Raw genomic sequence first — 14,157 nt, forward strand, 5'->3', positions numbered from 1 at the left:
ATTATGCCTTTTAATAGAAAATCAGCGTTGCGTAACGAAATCCACCTTGTCGAGATTGATGGCAGTCACGTTGACGGTCACGTCCAGCTCCACGCTGAAAGTGCGTCTTTCCCGGCGCAAAAAGAGGAATAAAAATGCCTCTTTACGCACCGATTCACGCGCTTGAACAACCTGCACATCCTGTGGCTCAATACGCAGTAAGATATGCGGCGACGCTTTCATCACCGCAGCCTGAACGTGGTTCAGGGCATCGGCAAAGGCGCGAGCTTTGGTCTCGCCCTTACCCGTGACTCTCACCGTGGTGGTGAATTGCTCTTTCATGCTTAAGCGCCGTGTTTCTTTTGCCAGGCCTGCACCAGGCGCTCGCCGAGCTCTTCTTTGTCCATAAATCCGAATCCCAGTACGTTGCACCCTTCGTTGATGGCGGTTACCCCTTCATCGACCGAACGCATGCCGTATTTCGCCTTGTAGCCGTATTTGGTCTGCGCAGTAATCGCACCCGCACCACCGCTGCCGCAAAACGAGATACCAAAGGTGGCGTTTTCCGCCTTCATCACGTCACCCAGCTTCATATCTGCTGCAACGCCCGGCACCACAACGGCACGGCCACCCGCTTTCTCTACGCCTGCCGCCACTTTCTGGCCTTTACCCAGACGATCGCCAATCACTACGGTAATCTGTTCCATCTTTTTCTCCTTAAAGGTTGTCTTTCGCGACTTCAAAGTGCACCGACAGCAGCCAGGCCTCTTCCTCAGGAAGATTGCCAAACTCGGCGACCACGTCGCGGGCAAGCGCCATTGACTCGGCAGATATTTCATCAAACAAGCTGGCATCGACTTCTGGTAAGGGTTCACCCGTTACCGAGCGGTGCGCCATGGCGCGAACATGCGACGTCAGCATCTGTTCCTGTACGGCGTTGGGAATAATGTTGCGTTCACGCAGCAAGGCATACACCTGCGCCAGCATGCGGTCGGCCAGTTCCACCGATTCCCCCATGTCATTCATTACAGCTCCGTTATTCACTCGTCTTACCCCGTTAATGTCTCTGAGGGTAAATTAGCGACGGAGGTTATAAGTTTGTAGCGAGTTGTTTTCCACTTCGAAGTGGAAAGGTGTGCAGCGATAGTGATCTGTGCCGCAAAAAGGGCTGGAACCACGATTTATCACCGGAAGAATGTGATTGATATCGCAAGAGTGGGCAGCAAAATGGAAGGAAGTGCGAACAATGAATGGACGATAAAAATGAAAAAATGTGATGGGGATAGCGTTTACTTATGGGCGTGCAGTAGCGGAGGATTTTATCCGGCCTACAGGTATGTAGGCCGGATAGCGCAGATTAGCGGAACTTCTTGTGGTTTTCGTTGCGCGTGGTTTTCAGCTCTTCCGCAACGGCTTTCGCCTCTTTAACTTTACCTTCGTTCGCCAGCTTCAGCGCGCCGTCAATCTGGCCGATCAGCGTGTCAAAGCCGTGGCGGAAATCCTTCATCTCCGGGCTGTCCGGGGATTTGTTTTCCAGCTTCGGCGGCGTACCTTTTTGCGCGTCCAGCGCGGCTGCACGCATTTTGGTTAACGCGTCTTTCAGTTCAGTCGCATTATCCGTTTTTTCGACAATTTTCAGGTTGTCGTTGAGGATCCCCATGTCATCTTCGAGATCGGCTGCAAACGCAGAAGAACCAAGAACCAGCGTTGAAGCCGCGACGATCGCTAACAGGTGTTTACGCATTGCTCACTTCCTTTTTTATTATTAAAAATTAACGCCTTAACGAGTATTACTGCCCGGCGATTTTCATCTCCGGTAACAATACCGAACCACATTGGATATTACTGCGCGTTTCAATATCGTTCCCCACGGTCACAATATTGCGCCACATCTCTTTTAAGTTACCGGCGATGGTAATTTCACTCACCGGATACTGAATTTCGCCGTTTTCGACCCAGAAGCCCGCCGCACCGCGCGAGTAATCGCCGGTAATGCCGCTTACGCCCTGGCCCATCAGCTCGGTAACCACAAGGCCTGTGCCCATCTCTTTGAGCAACTGCTCGAAGCTTAGACCTTGTCCCGGAATTCGCCAGTTGTGGATCCCGCCCGCATGCCCAGTGCTCTTCAGGCCCAGCTTACGTGCGGAATAGTTAGTCAACAGCCATTGAGTCAGCACGCCGTCTTTAATAATGTCGCGGCGTTCGGTCCGTACCCCTTCGCTGTCGAACGGTGAAGACGCCAGCCCTTTCAGCAGGTGCGGATGTTCTTCAATAGTCAGCCATTCCGGCAGAATTTGTTTGCCCAGCGAATCCAGCAGGAAGGTGGATTTGCGGTACACCGAACCGCCGGCGATCGCGCCGACCAGGTGTCCGAACAGTCCGGTCGCCACTTCGTTGGCGAAAATCACCGGCGCTTTCATGGTGGACAGCTTACGCGGCGACAAACGAGATAAGGTGCGGCGAGCACAGTCAGCCCCTACCCACTCCGGCGTTTGCAGATCGCCCATCGCCCGGCCAATGGTGTAGGCGTAATCGCGTTCCATATCGCCATTTTCTTCCGCGATTACACAGCTGGAAAGGGAATGACGCGTGGAGCAGTAGCCCTGCAGCATGCCGTGGCTGTTACCAAACACTTTGATGCCATAGTGGCTGTTAAAGCTGCCGCCTTCGGTATTGGTGATACGCTTATCAGCCTGCAGCGCCGCCTGTTCAGCACGAGCAGCCAGTTCGATGGCTTCATCAGGGGAAACTTCCGCCGGGTGGAACAGGTCCAGATCGGGCGCATCAAAGGCCAGCAGTTCTTTATCTGCCACGCCTGCGCACGGATCCGGCGAAGTGTAACGTGCAATGTCCAGCGCAGCCTGCACGGTGCGTGCAATCGCCTGCGGGCTTAAATCGGTGGACGATGCGCTGCCCTTACGGTTCTGGTGATAAACCGTAATCCCCAGTGCACCATCGCTATTGAATTCGACGTTCTCCACTTCACCATAACGGGTGCTGACGCTAATACCCGTGGTCTTGCTCACAGCGACTTCCGCGCCATCCGACTTACCTGACGCTAATTCCAGTGCCGTCGAGACTGCTTCTTCCAGAATCTTACGCTGCGCTTCAACTTGTGAGATTACTTTCATCGCAAATGCCATAATGTAGAGAGAGTTTCTCTGAAGTCTAACAGAGAACCGTTTTTCAGTGCGCATCTTAACTGGTAACATTAGCCTCTTTTTTTAAGGAGCCTGAAATGACAAAGCAGCCCGAAGACTGGCTCGACGACGTTCCCGGTGATGACATCGAAGACGAAGACGATGAAATTATCTGGGTCAGTAAAAGTGAAATTAAACGCGATGCCGAGGAGTTAAAACGCCTGGGTGCGGAACTGGTTGATCTGGGGAAAAACGCGCTGGATAAGATCCCGCTTGATGCGGATTTACGTGCCGCCATTGAGCTGGCCCAGCGTATTAAGATGGAAGGACGCCGCCGCCAGCTGCAGTTGATTGGCAAAATGTTGCGCCAGCGCGATGTTGATCCTATCCGTCAGGCGCTGGACAAGCTGAAAAATCGTCACAACCAGCAGGTCGTTGTCTTCCATAAGCTGGAGCAACTGCGTGACCGTATGGTTGACGGTAGCGATGAAGCCATCGAAGAAGTGATGAATCTGTGGCCTGACGCCGACCGCCAGCAACTGCGTTCGCTGGTGCGTAACGCCAGGAAAGAAAAAGCGGGCAACAAGCCGCCAAAATCTTCCCGCCAGATCTTCCAGTATCTGCGTGAACTGGCGGAAAACGAGGCGTAATTCCGCAAAGGATGCCCCATCCCTTGGGGCACCACCTTTACAACGCCATCACATGATGGCACAAATCCTCATTAAAGCGCTGGTAGCATTCTGCATCTATTGCGTGCGGATAGCTCAGCACAATCAGTTCATGGTCAGCAATCCCCTGATGATACGCCGGATGCGTATGCGGCCATTCATTCGCACAAAACCCCATCGACTCATAAAAGCGTAAACGTTTATTAGCGATATCCGTTATTAACGGATCAATCTCCAGAATCGTCATCGGAGAACGGGTGAGAATAGTGTGTAACACCTTTTTTCCATAGCCTTGCGAACGTAGCGCGCCATCAATCGCCAGATGCTCGATATACATATATTCGCCGAAATCCCAGCAACCGCTGAGCCCCACAAATGTCGTACCGTCAAACCACGCTTCCAGCGCATAGTGCGGGTTACTTAACGCCAACTGTTTCGCTGGCATTTCCCGCTGCTCATGCCAGGGAAACGACTGAGCGTAAAGCGCATCCAACGGGAGAAAAAGTGCCGAGGTGGTAGACGCTATTTTTTCGCGAGTGAGCATAGTTAATACCGTTGTAGACAATCACGACCCTGCCAGAAAAACGTTATGCCTGTACCGCCTGGCGTTATTTTACTCTTCCGCTTCTGCCTGAGCTTTCTTCGCCAGGCCATCCAGCAGTTTTTGATGAATACCACCAAATCCGCCGTTGCTCATCACCAGAATGTGATCGCCTGGCTGCGCGGTTTTCACCACCATATCTGCCAGGGCATCCACATCGCCACTCCAGTGTGCCGGCTGAACGCAGGCTTCAGCGACTTCGGCTACCTGCCACGGAATATGCGGAGGTTGCAGCAGGAACACTTCGTCCGCACGGCCTAACGACGGCGCCAGATCGTCTTTGCACAGGCCCATTTTCATGGTGTTCGAGCGAGGCTCCAGCACTGCGATGATGCGCGCCGTACCGCCCACTTTACCGCGCAACGCCGCAAGCGTTGCCAGAATGGCCGTCGGGTGATGGGCAAAATCGTCATACACCGTCACGCCATTGGCTTCACCGCGCAGCTCAAGACGACGACGGGCGTTAATGAATGAACCGAGCGCATTAGCTGCATCTGCAGGCACGACGCCCACATGGCGCGCGGCCGCAATCGCCATCAGACCGTTATGCATATTGTGCTCGCCCACCAGGCCCCACTTCACTTCGCCGACTTTTTCACCGTCCAGCCACACTTCCCACTCAGAAGCATCGGTGGTCAGTTTTTTCGCCTGCCAGTGACCTTGTTCGCCCACCAGCTCTTGTTCGCTCCAGCAGCCCATCGCCATCGTCTGTTTCAGATTGATGTCGTTTTCCGGGTAGATGATGCGTCCCTGGCCCGGCACGATACGTACCAGGTGATGGAACTGTTTCTGGATCGCTTTCAAATCGTCAAAGATGTCCGCGTGATCGAACTCAAGGTTGTTGAGGATCAGCGTACGCGGGCAGTAATGCACGAATTTAGAACGCTTGTCGAAGAACGCGCAGTCGTACTCATCTGCTTCAATCACGAAGAAGTCGCTTTCGCCCAGACGCGCAGAAACCTCGAAGTTACCCGGTACGCCGCCGATCACAAAGCCAGGCTTATAGCCGCAGGCTTCGAGGATCCAGGTCGCCATTCCGGCGGTGGTGGTTTTGCCGTGCGTACCCGCAACCGCCAGTACCCAGCGGTCGCGCAATACAAAGTCATGCAGCCACTGCGGGCCAGACATGAACGGAATGTTCTTCTCGAGAACCGCTTCCACGCACGGATTACCACGGGTCATGGCATTGCCGATGATCACTAAGTCCGGCTGCGGGTCGAGCTGGCTGGCATCGTAACCCTGAATCAGATCAATGCCTTGCTTCTCAAGTAAGGTACTCATCGGCGGATACACATTGGCGTCCGAACCGGTTACTTCATGACCGAGCGAGCGCGCCAGCATCGCCAGACCGCCCATGAAAGTGCCACAAATTCCCAAAATATGAATGCGCATACGTCACTATCCTTTTTTAATCTGGGGGCCATTTTACGCACATGTCCGGCAAGTGAGAAACGCATTTCAGGATATTCCGCAGTTTGCTGGCGCGATTCACCTAAGCGCAACAATGGAAATATTTGTTAATATTGTTGCGGTCGCTTTACTCCACATAAATTGCAGGGAAAGTGTTATGAAAACGTTAGGTGAATTTATTGTCGAAAAGCAGCACGAGTTTTCTCATGCTACCGGTGAACTCACTGCTTTGTTGTCGGCAATAAAGCTGGGCGCCAAGATCATCCACCGCGATATCAACAAGGCCGGTCTGGTCGATATCCTGGGTGCCAGCGGTGCTGAGAACGTGCAGGGAGAGGTTCAGCAAAAACTCGATCTGTTCGCGAACGAAAAACTGAAAGCTGCACTGAAGGCGCGCGACATTGTGGCGGGCATTGCCTCGGAAGAAGAAGATGAAATCGTCGTCTTTGAAGGCTGTGAACACGCTAAATACGTTGTGCTAATGGATCCGCTGGATGGCTCATCCAACATCGATGTTAACGTCTCTGTCGGTACGATTTTCTCTATTTACCGCCGCGTAACCCCAGTCGGTACTCCGGTCACGGAAGAGGATTTCCTGCAACCGGGCAACAAGCAGGTTGCTGCAGGTTACGTGGTTTATGGTTCTTCCACCATGCTGGTGTACACCACCGGCTGTGGCGTGCACGCCTTCACCTACGATCCTTCTCTGGGCGTATTCTGCCTCAGCCAGGAACGTATGCGCTTCCCGGCGAAAGGCAGCACGTACTCCATTAACGAAGGTAACTACATCAAATTCCCGAACGGCGTGAAGAAGTACATTAAATTCTGCCAGGAAGAAGATAAGTCAACCCAGCGCCCGTACACCTCGCGCTACATTGGCTCTCTGGTTGCTGACTTCCATCGCAATCTGCTGAAAGGCGGGATCTACCTGTACCCAAGCACCGCCAGCCACCCGGAAGGGAAACTGCGTCTGCTGTATGAATGCAACCCAATGGCCCTGCTGGCCGAGCAAGCGGGCGGCAAGGCGAGCGACGGTAAAAATCGTATTCTGGATATCATCCCGGAAAGCCTGCACCAGCGCCGCTCCTTCTTCGTGGGTAACGACCATATGGTTGAAGATGTAGAACGCTTTATCCGCGAGTTCCCGGACGCGTAAGCGCAACATCCGGCCTACAGCACGTTGCAGGCCGGATAAGCGAAGTGCCATCCGGCACAATACGGTGATATTGCCGGATGGCGGCGTAAACGCCTTTATCCGGCCTACGCACAGTTACGCTGTCTGTAGCTTAAATACGGCCATTGCTTCGATTAGCGCTGAAGACTGTTCTTCCAGCGAGCGGGTAGCCGCTGACGACTGCTGTACCAGCGCCGCATTTTGCTGCGCCGTTTCATCCATCTGAATCACCGCAATATTCACCTGCTCTATGCCGCGACTCTGTTCCTGGGACGCACTGGCAATGTCACGCATTAGTTTGGTCATGCGCATGACTTCATTGGCAATCTCATCCATGGTTTCGCCCGCCTGCTGCGCCAGCTCACTACCTTCCCCTACGTGGGTGTGTGAATCACTGATTAACGTGCGGATCTCTTTGGCCGCCTCGGCGCTGCGGCTGGCCAGATTACGTACTTCACCTGCAACAACCGCAAAGCCCCGCCCCTGCTCACCGGCGCGCGCCGCTTCAACGGAAGCGTTGAGCGCCAGGATATTGGTCTGGAAAGCAATACCGTCGATTACGCTGAGGATGTCGGCGATTCGGCTGGAGCTGCCGGAAATATCGCGCATTTTCTCGATCACATAGCACACCATTTCGCTACCGCGATCGGCGGTATCCGACACCGATTTTGCCAGTTGGTGAGCCTGTTCCGCGTTCTGCGCATTCTGTTTCACCGTCGCCGTGAGTTCTTCCATGCTGGCGGCGGTCTGCTCCAGTGAAGTGGCTGTCGATTCAGTGCGTTGCGCCAGATGCTGGTTCCCGGCCGTCAGTTCACGACTGCCAATATCAATTTGCGAACTGGCATCGCGTACGCGTTGTACCGAGTCGCCCAGCGCATGGCGCATGTCATCCATTGCCGCGTTCAGTCGGTTGAATTCAGCGCTGGCCGACAGCGTGGTAACCGGTGATAAATCCCCCGTCGCCAGACGTTCCAGTTGCTCAACCATATTATCCAGCGGTTTGAGAAACTTATTTCGCAGCATAAACCAAATAACCGCCAGCAATGCGATAGCAGCCAACATCGCAGCGCTCATAATACCGTGATAAATCAATGATGTAATGACACGCGTCGAGGCATATAGCCCCATACCACCGGTCAGTAACAGAAGGAAAGTCAGCAAAGACAATAACACCAACAAACTTGATCGAATTGAAAGGGATTTTGGCATCGTTATATTTCCGGTTGTAGGGTTAAAACAGACCTGTACAGAACCTATCGACTACAACCGGAAAAAGTTTAGGTATTTAAATGTTTTGTGCAAAATCAGGATGTTACTTTGGTGTTGCCGCCGTACCCACTCGGGTAACCGGCGAGCTTTGACGATTTTCCCAAAGCACCGTCAGACCGCGTTGTAACGCTATAAAAATAAACAATAAAATGCCAATCGCGATCTTCGTCCACCAGGAACTTAATGTGCCATCAAAATTAATGTAGGTCTGGATTAATCCCTGAATGGCGACGCCAAACAACGTACCCAACACCGTTCCCACGCCGCCGCTTAGCAGCGTTCCGCCAATCACCACTGAGGCAATCGCATCCAGCTCAACGCCAACGCCCGCCAGCGCATAACCCGCCTGGGTGTAAATGGAAAACACAATGCCGGCAAGCGTCGCCAGCCCGGTAGACAGCATATAAATGCGGATCGTTGTGCTGCGAGTAGAAATGCCCATCAGGTTAGCAGAGGTGGCGTTGCCGCCAATGGCGTAAACCTGATTACCAAAGCGCGTACGGTGCGCAAGGAAGATGCCAATCACCACCACGCCCAGCATTAACAACCCCATCGCGCTCAGGCGACCGCCGCCAGGAATTTTCCATGCCAGACTTGAGAGCGTGTCATAAATCGGATGGTTAATTGGGATCGACTCTTCAGAGACCAGATAGCTGACGCCGCGCAGGAAAAACATTCCCGCCAGCGTAATAATGAATGCTGGGATCTTCAGCGCATCAATCAGTAACCCCATAAACGCGCCAAACGCACAGCCCATCAGCAAAATCAGGGGGAACGCCAGCAGCGGGGAAATACCCCAATAGCCAATGGCCTTCGCCAAAAATACACCGGTAAACGCGATCACCGAGCCAACGGAAAGGTCGATCCCGCCAGAGAGGATCACGAAGGTCATGCCCACGGCAATAATCCCTAAAAAAGCGTTATCGGTCAGGATATTGCAAATCACCCGGGTGGAAGCAAAAGCTGGAAACTGCGTCAGGCAGTAAAGGTAGCCCAGCACAAACACGCCGAGGGTGATCATCAGCGGTAAATTACGTTTTATCATGACCACGCACTCCTTTTATCAGGCTGATAAAGCGTTGTGATTGCACGACCAGCACACACAACACCACCACGGCTTTGACCACCTGATTCAGTTCCGGCTGGAAGCCCGACAGCAAAATCCCGGTGTTCATGCCCTGAATAATCAACGCGCCTACCACCGACAGCAGCAGGTTAAAGCGCCCGCCCATTAGCGAGCCACCACCGATGACTACCGCCAGGATGGCATCCAGTTCCAGCCATAATCCGGCGTTATTGGCATCTGCCCCACGAATATCCGCCGTGACGATAATGCCAGCGATAGCCGCGCACAGGCCGCTCAGCACATAGGTGAGCATCACGATAATGCGGGTGTTCACCCCAGCGTTTTTTGCCGCACGAATGTTGATACCCACCGCTTCGATAAACATACCCAGCGCCGTTTTCCGCGTCAGCAGCCAGAACACCACCAGCGTGAGCAGTGCAATAATTACCGGCGTAGGGAACAGTAAGAGCGAGCCGCTACCAAACCACGACAGCTCGGGCGAGTTGAAAGTGACGATTTGCCCGGAAGTGATAAGCTGCGCCACTCCACGCCCGGCCACCATCAGGATTAGCGTGGCGACAAACGGTTGGATCTTGAGTATGGCCACCAGAATCCCATTCCACAGCCCAGCCAGAATGCCGGAGCCTAAGGCGGCAAGCAGCACCACCGGTAGACTGTGCCCGGCCACCGTCATCGCCGCAGTAGTGGCGCCAGCAATAGCCATGACGGCCCCCACGGAAAGGTCGATGCCGCCGGTGGCAATCACCAGCGTCATACCAATCGCCAACAGCGCCACGGGAGCGGCGCGGTTGAGAATATCAATCGGGCTACCAAACAGCCGACCATCCTGCAAAATCACCTGGTAGAAGTGCGGGGCGACCAGGCTATCCACCAGCAGCACCAGCAGTAGCGCCACCAGTTGTGGCATCCCCTTTGGCCAACGGAACCGCCGTTTAGGCGGATTGGATTGAGGGAGAGATTGAGGCATCACCATAGTCTCCTTAGGCCGCAATGGCGTTCATGATCGCCGGTACGGACAGTTCAGCCAGTGGGATCTCGGCCACTTGTTTGCGATCGCGCATAATAATGACCCGATCTGCATAGCCCACTAACTCTTCAAGTTCGGATGAAATGACCAGCAGCGCCAGACCATCCGCGCACAGCGTTTCGATCAGGCGGATGATCTCGGCATGTGCGCCGACGTCGATCCCACGCGTGGGTTCATCGAGGATCAGGAACTGCGGTTTGGTCAGTAACCAGCGCGAAAGCAATACTTTTTGCTGATTGCCGCCGGAGAGAAACTCGATCGGCTGTTCAGCGTTGGGGGTGCGAATTCCGAGCTGGCGGATAAAACGCTCGGCAATCTCGTTTTGTTCTTTCCGTGGGATAGGCCGCAGCCAGCCGCGCTGCGCCTGCAATGCCAGAATGATGTTTTCCCGCACCGAAGCGGCGGCAATAATGCCATCCGTTTTGCGATCCTCCGGACAGAAACCGATCCCCAGACACGAAGCCTGATGCGGCGATCGCAAGGTCTGCGGTTTGCCTTTGATCAGCGCACTTCCGCTGTCGGCGGGTTTAATACCGAAGATCACCTCTGCCGTTTCCGTTCGCCCGGATCCCAGCAGTCCTGCGAGACCGACGATCTCACCGGGACGCACCTGTAGATCAAACGGCGCGATGGTGCCTTTTTTGCCAAAGTCGCTAAAGGCCGCCACCGGCTTATCGCTAAGCAATGTGCGGCCCGCACGCTGTAGCGCATGGGTATCCAGTTCGCGACCCAGCATCATTTTGACCAGTTCAATTTGCGGTAATTCCCGGGTTTCACGGCAGCCAACGAAGCCGCCGTTACGCAGAACGGTGATGCGATCGCTGACCTGATAAACCTGATCGAGGAAATGAGTGACGAAGATCAGGCTGACGCCCCGATCGCGCAGATGACGCATCAGGCCGAACAGCATTTCAACTTCCTGGGTATCGAGGCTGGCGGTCGGCTCATCGAGGATCAGCACTTTCGCGGAGAGATCGATCGCCCGACAGATGGCGACGATTTGTTGCATCGCCACGGAAAAGCGGTTCAGCGGCTCACGCACGTCAAGGGAAAAACCGTATGACGCCATCAGCTCCGTCGCGCGTTTTTCCATCTGCTTGCGCTGAAGCAGGCCAAAACGCCGCGGCTCACGACCAATAAATAAGTTATCGGCAACCGACATATTGGGCAGCAGGTTCACTTCCTGGTACACGGTGCCAATCCCCAGTTGCTGGGCATGGGCGGTGTTTTTGGGGGAGATCGGTTGGCCTTCGAGCCAGATAGTGCCGCGATCTGCATGGTAAACGCCGGTCAGCGCTTTGATGAGCGTCGATTTGCCGGCTCCGTTTTCCCCCAGCAGCGCCATAATTTCACCGCGACGCAAGCTGAAATCCACGTTATCCAACGCTTTGACGCCGGGAAAGAATTTGCTTAATCCTTCGGTGCGGAGGATTTCCTGATGTTGGTCGGTGGTCATGATTCCCCCTGCATCACGCCGGATGGCGCTACGCTTATCCGGCCTACAAAAGAGCGTAATGTAGGCCGGGCAAGCGCAGCCCCCCGGCATTTTCATGAAGGCTTAGTAGCCCATGTTTTTCTTCTTCTCTAACTCTTCTTTCGCCGTATCCGGCAGATAAAGGATCGACTTGGTAATGGTCAGCTTCTCAGGCATCGTGCCGTCTTTTTTGAATTTCTCCAGCGCGTCGAATGCCGGACCCGCCATATTCGGCGTCAGTTCAACGCTGGCGTTGGCTTCACCGTCAATCATCGCTTTGTAGATATCCGGTACGCCGTCGATAGAACCGGTGAGAATATCTTTGCCGGGTTTCAGACCCGCTTCTTTGATCGCCTGGATAGCACCGATCACCATGTCATCGTTGTGGGCGTAAACCATGCAGATGTTCTTGCCGTTGTTTTCTGCTTTGATAAAGCTCTCCATCACTTCTTTCCCTTTACTGCGGGTGAAGTCACCAGACTGAGAACGGATAATTTTGATGTTTGGCGCACTGGCGATGGCTTCAGCAAAGCCTTTTTTACGATCGATCGCCACGCTGGCCCCGACGGTCCCTTGCAGCTCAACGACGTTACACGGCTTGCCGTCCACTTGTTTAATCAGCCAGTCGCCAATCAATTTGCCTTCCAGCACGTTGTCGGCGGTGACGGTGGTCATATAGAGAGATTTGTCTTTTACATCGATGGAACGATCAAGCAAAAAGACCGGAATGTCGGCATCTTTCGCTTCTTTTAAAACCGGCTCCCAACCTGTTGCCACGACCGGCGCAATAAAGATGGCGTCGACGCCCTGGGCAACAAATGAGCGAACTGCTTTAATCTGGTTTTCCTGCTTTTGTTGGCCATCAGCGATTTTCAGCGTAATTCCCCGCTTTTCGGCCTCGCTTTTCGCGACGTTGGTTTCTGCTGCGCGCCAGCCGGATTCAGAGCCAACCTGCGAAAATCCTACGGTTAAAGGGGCTGCCATTGCCATAGACGACATGGCTGCCGAAACTGCTGTGACTAAAAGTAAGCGCTTCCACATAAGTGCGTCCTCGTAGGGTGATTATTGTTGGTTAATTAACCGTTGCGAAAAAACTATAGACAATTGAGCATGTAACGGATTGCGTTACATCACACTTCAAAAAAGTAAATAAAACGTTAATCACAACTTTGTAATCGCTTTCATCTCGCTATGAAAAATGCGGCTGAAGATATGGATTTTTCTGTCACGAGAGAGAGACGAAAAGAAGAAAATGCACGCAGAGAAAGCGAAAACAAGCGGAGACATTCCGCGCGAGTTGGCTATAATACCCGCCACTTGTTTGCCATAGCTTATTTAAAGGAAACAGACATGAGCTTACTCAACGTCCCTGCCGGTAAAGACCTGCCGGAAGATATCTACGTTGTTATCGAGATCCCTGCTAACGCAGATCCGATCAAATACGAAGTTGACAAAGAGAGCGGCGCCCTGTTCGTTGACCGCTTCATGTCCACCGCGATGTTCTATCCGTGCAACTACGGTTACATCAACCACACCCTGTCTCTGGACGGTGACCCGGTAGACGTTCTGGTCCCGACTCCGTACCCGCTGGAGCCAGGTTCAGTGATTCGTTGCCGTCCGGTTGGCGTACTGAAAATGACCGACGAATCCGGTGAAGATGCGAAACTGGTTGCGGTACCGCACACCAAGCTGAGCAAAGAATACGATCACATCAAAGATGTGACCGACCTGCCGGAACTGCTGAAAGCGCAGATCACCCACTTCTTCGAGCACTACAAAGACCTCGAAGCTGGCAAATGGGTAAAAGTTGACGGTTGGGACAACGCTGAAGCTGCTAAAGCTGAAATCGTTGCTTCCTTCGAGCGCGCGAAGAAGTAAGTTTTACTTTTGATGCTTAGCCCCGCATGTCGGGGCTTTTTTGTGCCCTGATACAAGTGCAACAGGCACATAAAACAACGCCACCCGAAGGTGGCGTGTTCACATCAGTACTGGTCTCTGTCTAACCAGTTACCGCTTTCAATCAGCGTTAAGCCATCAACCGGACGTTGGTACACGTACATCCATGCACTTCCGTACGGCGTTTGAATTAACTGGCGTGCGTATTCACCGCCACGGGTACGCAGAGCGTCAAGCTCTGCCAGCGTGGCGTTATCAATACGATAAACTTCCCCGTGTACTGTTCCATTTCCCGGAACCGCGCCTGGATAGTGGCCCAGGCTGTACAACTGGTAGTTATCGATACTGAAATTTCCCAGCAACAGGGCATTGGTCATCCAGTGGCTGTTGCCTTGTTTGGTTCGTAAACTGCCGTAGACAAATATTCGCATT

16 protein-coding genes are annotated in these 14,157 nt (G+C 53.5%); 3 read left to right on the forward strand and 13 right to left on the reverse strand.

The features are described from left to right. Positions 1-21 precede the first annotated feature (21 nt). From SK34_RS20490 to pmbA, 5 genes are all read right to left on the reverse strand, one after another. Entirely contained in the window at positions 22-321 is a 300-nt protein-coding gene (locus SK34_RS20490; RefSeq protein WP_003025762.1) for a DUF4312 family protein, read from the reverse strand. Between the two features lie 2 nt (positions 322-323). Then, positions 324-686, reverse strand: a complete 363-nt coding sequence (locus SK34_RS20495) for an SFCGS family glycine-rich protein (RefSeq protein WP_003830384.1) — start codon at positions 684-686, stop codon at positions 324-326. 10 nt (positions 687-696) lie between these two features. After that, positions 697-1,005: a glycine dehydrogenase gene (locus tag SK34_RS20500; RefSeq protein ID WP_003025758.1), complete on the reverse strand. Its 309-nt coding sequence runs from the start codon at positions 1,003-1,005 to the stop codon at positions 697-699. A gap of 331 nt (positions 1,006-1,336) precedes the next feature. Continuing rightward, positions 1,337-1,723, reverse strand: coding sequence for a cytochrome b562 (cybC, locus tag SK34_RS20505; RefSeq protein ID WP_003025756.1), 387 nt, complete (start codon positions 1,721-1,723; stop codon positions 1,337-1,339). Between the two features lie 46 nt (positions 1,724-1,769). After that, positions 1,770-3,122 carry a metalloprotease PmbA gene (gene pmbA / locus SK34_RS20510; RefSeq protein WP_003830385.1) on the reverse strand — a complete coding sequence of 451 codons (1,353 nt, stop codon included), beginning with the start codon at positions 3,120-3,122 and terminating at the stop codon, positions 1,770-1,772. A 95-nt stretch (positions 3,123-3,217) separates the two neighbouring features. Between pmbA and yjgA the strand changes: the two genes are divergently transcribed. Continuing rightward, a complete protein-coding gene (gene yjgA, locus SK34_RS20515; RefSeq protein WP_003025750.1) occupies positions 3,218-3,769 on the forward strand; it encodes a ribosome biogenesis factor YjgA in 552 nt (183 codons plus the stop codon). 37 nt (positions 3,770-3,806) lie between these two features. Here the strand turns inward: yjgA and SK34_RS20520 are convergent, their stop codons facing one another. Both SK34_RS20520 and mpl read right to left on the reverse strand, forming a co-directional pair. Then, positions 3,807-4,331 carry a GNAT family N-acetyltransferase gene (locus SK34_RS20520; RefSeq protein ID WP_048234087.1) on the reverse strand — a complete coding sequence of 175 codons (525 nt, stop codon included), beginning with the start codon at positions 4,329-4,331 and terminating at the stop codon, positions 3,807-3,809. Positions 4,332-4,400: 69 nt separating this feature from the next. After that, on the reverse strand, positions 4,401-5,780 hold the full coding sequence (mpl, locus tag SK34_RS20525) for a UDP-N-acetylmuramate:L-alanyl-gamma-D-glutamyl-meso-diaminopimelate ligase (RefSeq protein ID WP_003844936.1): 1,380 nt from the start codon (positions 5,778-5,780) through the stop codon (positions 4,401-4,403). A gap of 175 nt (positions 5,781-5,955) precedes the next feature. Here mpl and fbp point away from each other — a divergent pair, with 175 nt between their 5' ends. Next, entirely contained in the window at positions 5,956-6,954 is a 999-nt protein-coding gene (gene fbp, locus SK34_RS20530; protein ID WP_003025742.1) for a class 1 fructose-bisphosphatase, read from the forward strand. Positions 6,955-7,068: 114 nt separating this feature from the next. Here fbp and SK34_RS20535 read toward each other — a convergent pair whose 3' ends face one another. The 5 genes from SK34_RS20535 to ytfQ form a co-directional block, all read right to left on the reverse strand. Next, positions 7,069-8,181 carry a methyl-accepting chemotaxis protein gene (locus SK34_RS20535; protein ID WP_075262652.1) on the reverse strand — a complete coding sequence of 371 codons (1,113 nt, stop codon included), beginning with the start codon at positions 8,179-8,181 and terminating at the stop codon, positions 7,069-7,071. A gap of 103 nt (positions 8,182-8,284) precedes the next feature. Continuing rightward, on the reverse strand, positions 8,285-9,286 hold the full coding sequence (gene yjfF, locus SK34_RS20540; protein ID WP_003025736.1) for a galactofuranose ABC transporter, permease protein YjfF: 1,002 nt from the start codon (positions 9,284-9,286) through the stop codon (positions 8,285-8,287). Next, entirely contained in the window at positions 9,273-10,295 is a 1,023-nt protein-coding gene (gene ytfT, locus SK34_RS20545) for a galactofuranose ABC transporter, ATP-binding protein YtfT (protein WP_008323019.1), read from the reverse strand. The genes yjfF and ytfT overlap by 14 nt, the downstream gene beginning before the upstream one ends. 13 nt (positions 10,296-10,308) lie before the next feature. Beyond that, positions 10,309-11,811, reverse strand: coding sequence for a galactofuranose ABC transporter, ATP-binding protein YtfR (gene ytfR / locus SK34_RS20550; RefSeq protein ID WP_016149467.1), 1,503 nt, complete (start codon positions 11,809-11,811; stop codon positions 10,309-10,311). Positions 11,812-11,913: 102 nt separating this feature from the next. Further along, positions 11,914-12,870, reverse strand: a complete 957-nt coding sequence (gene ytfQ / locus SK34_RS20555) for a galactofuranose ABC transporter substrate-binding protein YtfQ (RefSeq protein ID WP_003025728.1) — start codon at positions 12,868-12,870, stop codon at positions 11,914-11,916. Between the two features lie 309 nt (positions 12,871-13,179). On the opposite strand from ytfQ, the gene ppa reads away from it, so the two are divergent. Continuing rightward, the gene (gene ppa, locus SK34_RS20560; protein WP_003025726.1) at positions 13,180-13,707 is read left to right on the forward strand and encodes an inorganic diphosphatase; all 528 of its coding nucleotides are present in this window, start codon (positions 13,180-13,182) and stop codon (positions 13,705-13,707) included. A 104-nt stretch (positions 13,708-13,811) separates the two neighbouring features. Here ppa and SK34_RS20565 read toward each other — a convergent pair whose 3' ends face one another. Continuing rightward, positions 13,812-14,156 (reverse strand): gamma-glutamylcyclotransferase family protein, encoded by a 345-nt coding sequence (locus SK34_RS20565; RefSeq protein ID WP_003025723.1) that lies wholly within the window; start codon positions 14,154-14,156, stop codon positions 13,812-13,814. Between the last annotated feature and the right edge of the window lies 1 nt (position 14,157).

This window comes from Citrobacter sp. MGH104 (genome assembly GCF_001034485.1).
GTDB classification, from domain to species: Bacteria; Pseudomonadota; Gammaproteobacteria; order Enterobacterales; family Enterobacteriaceae; genus Citrobacter; species Citrobacter freundii.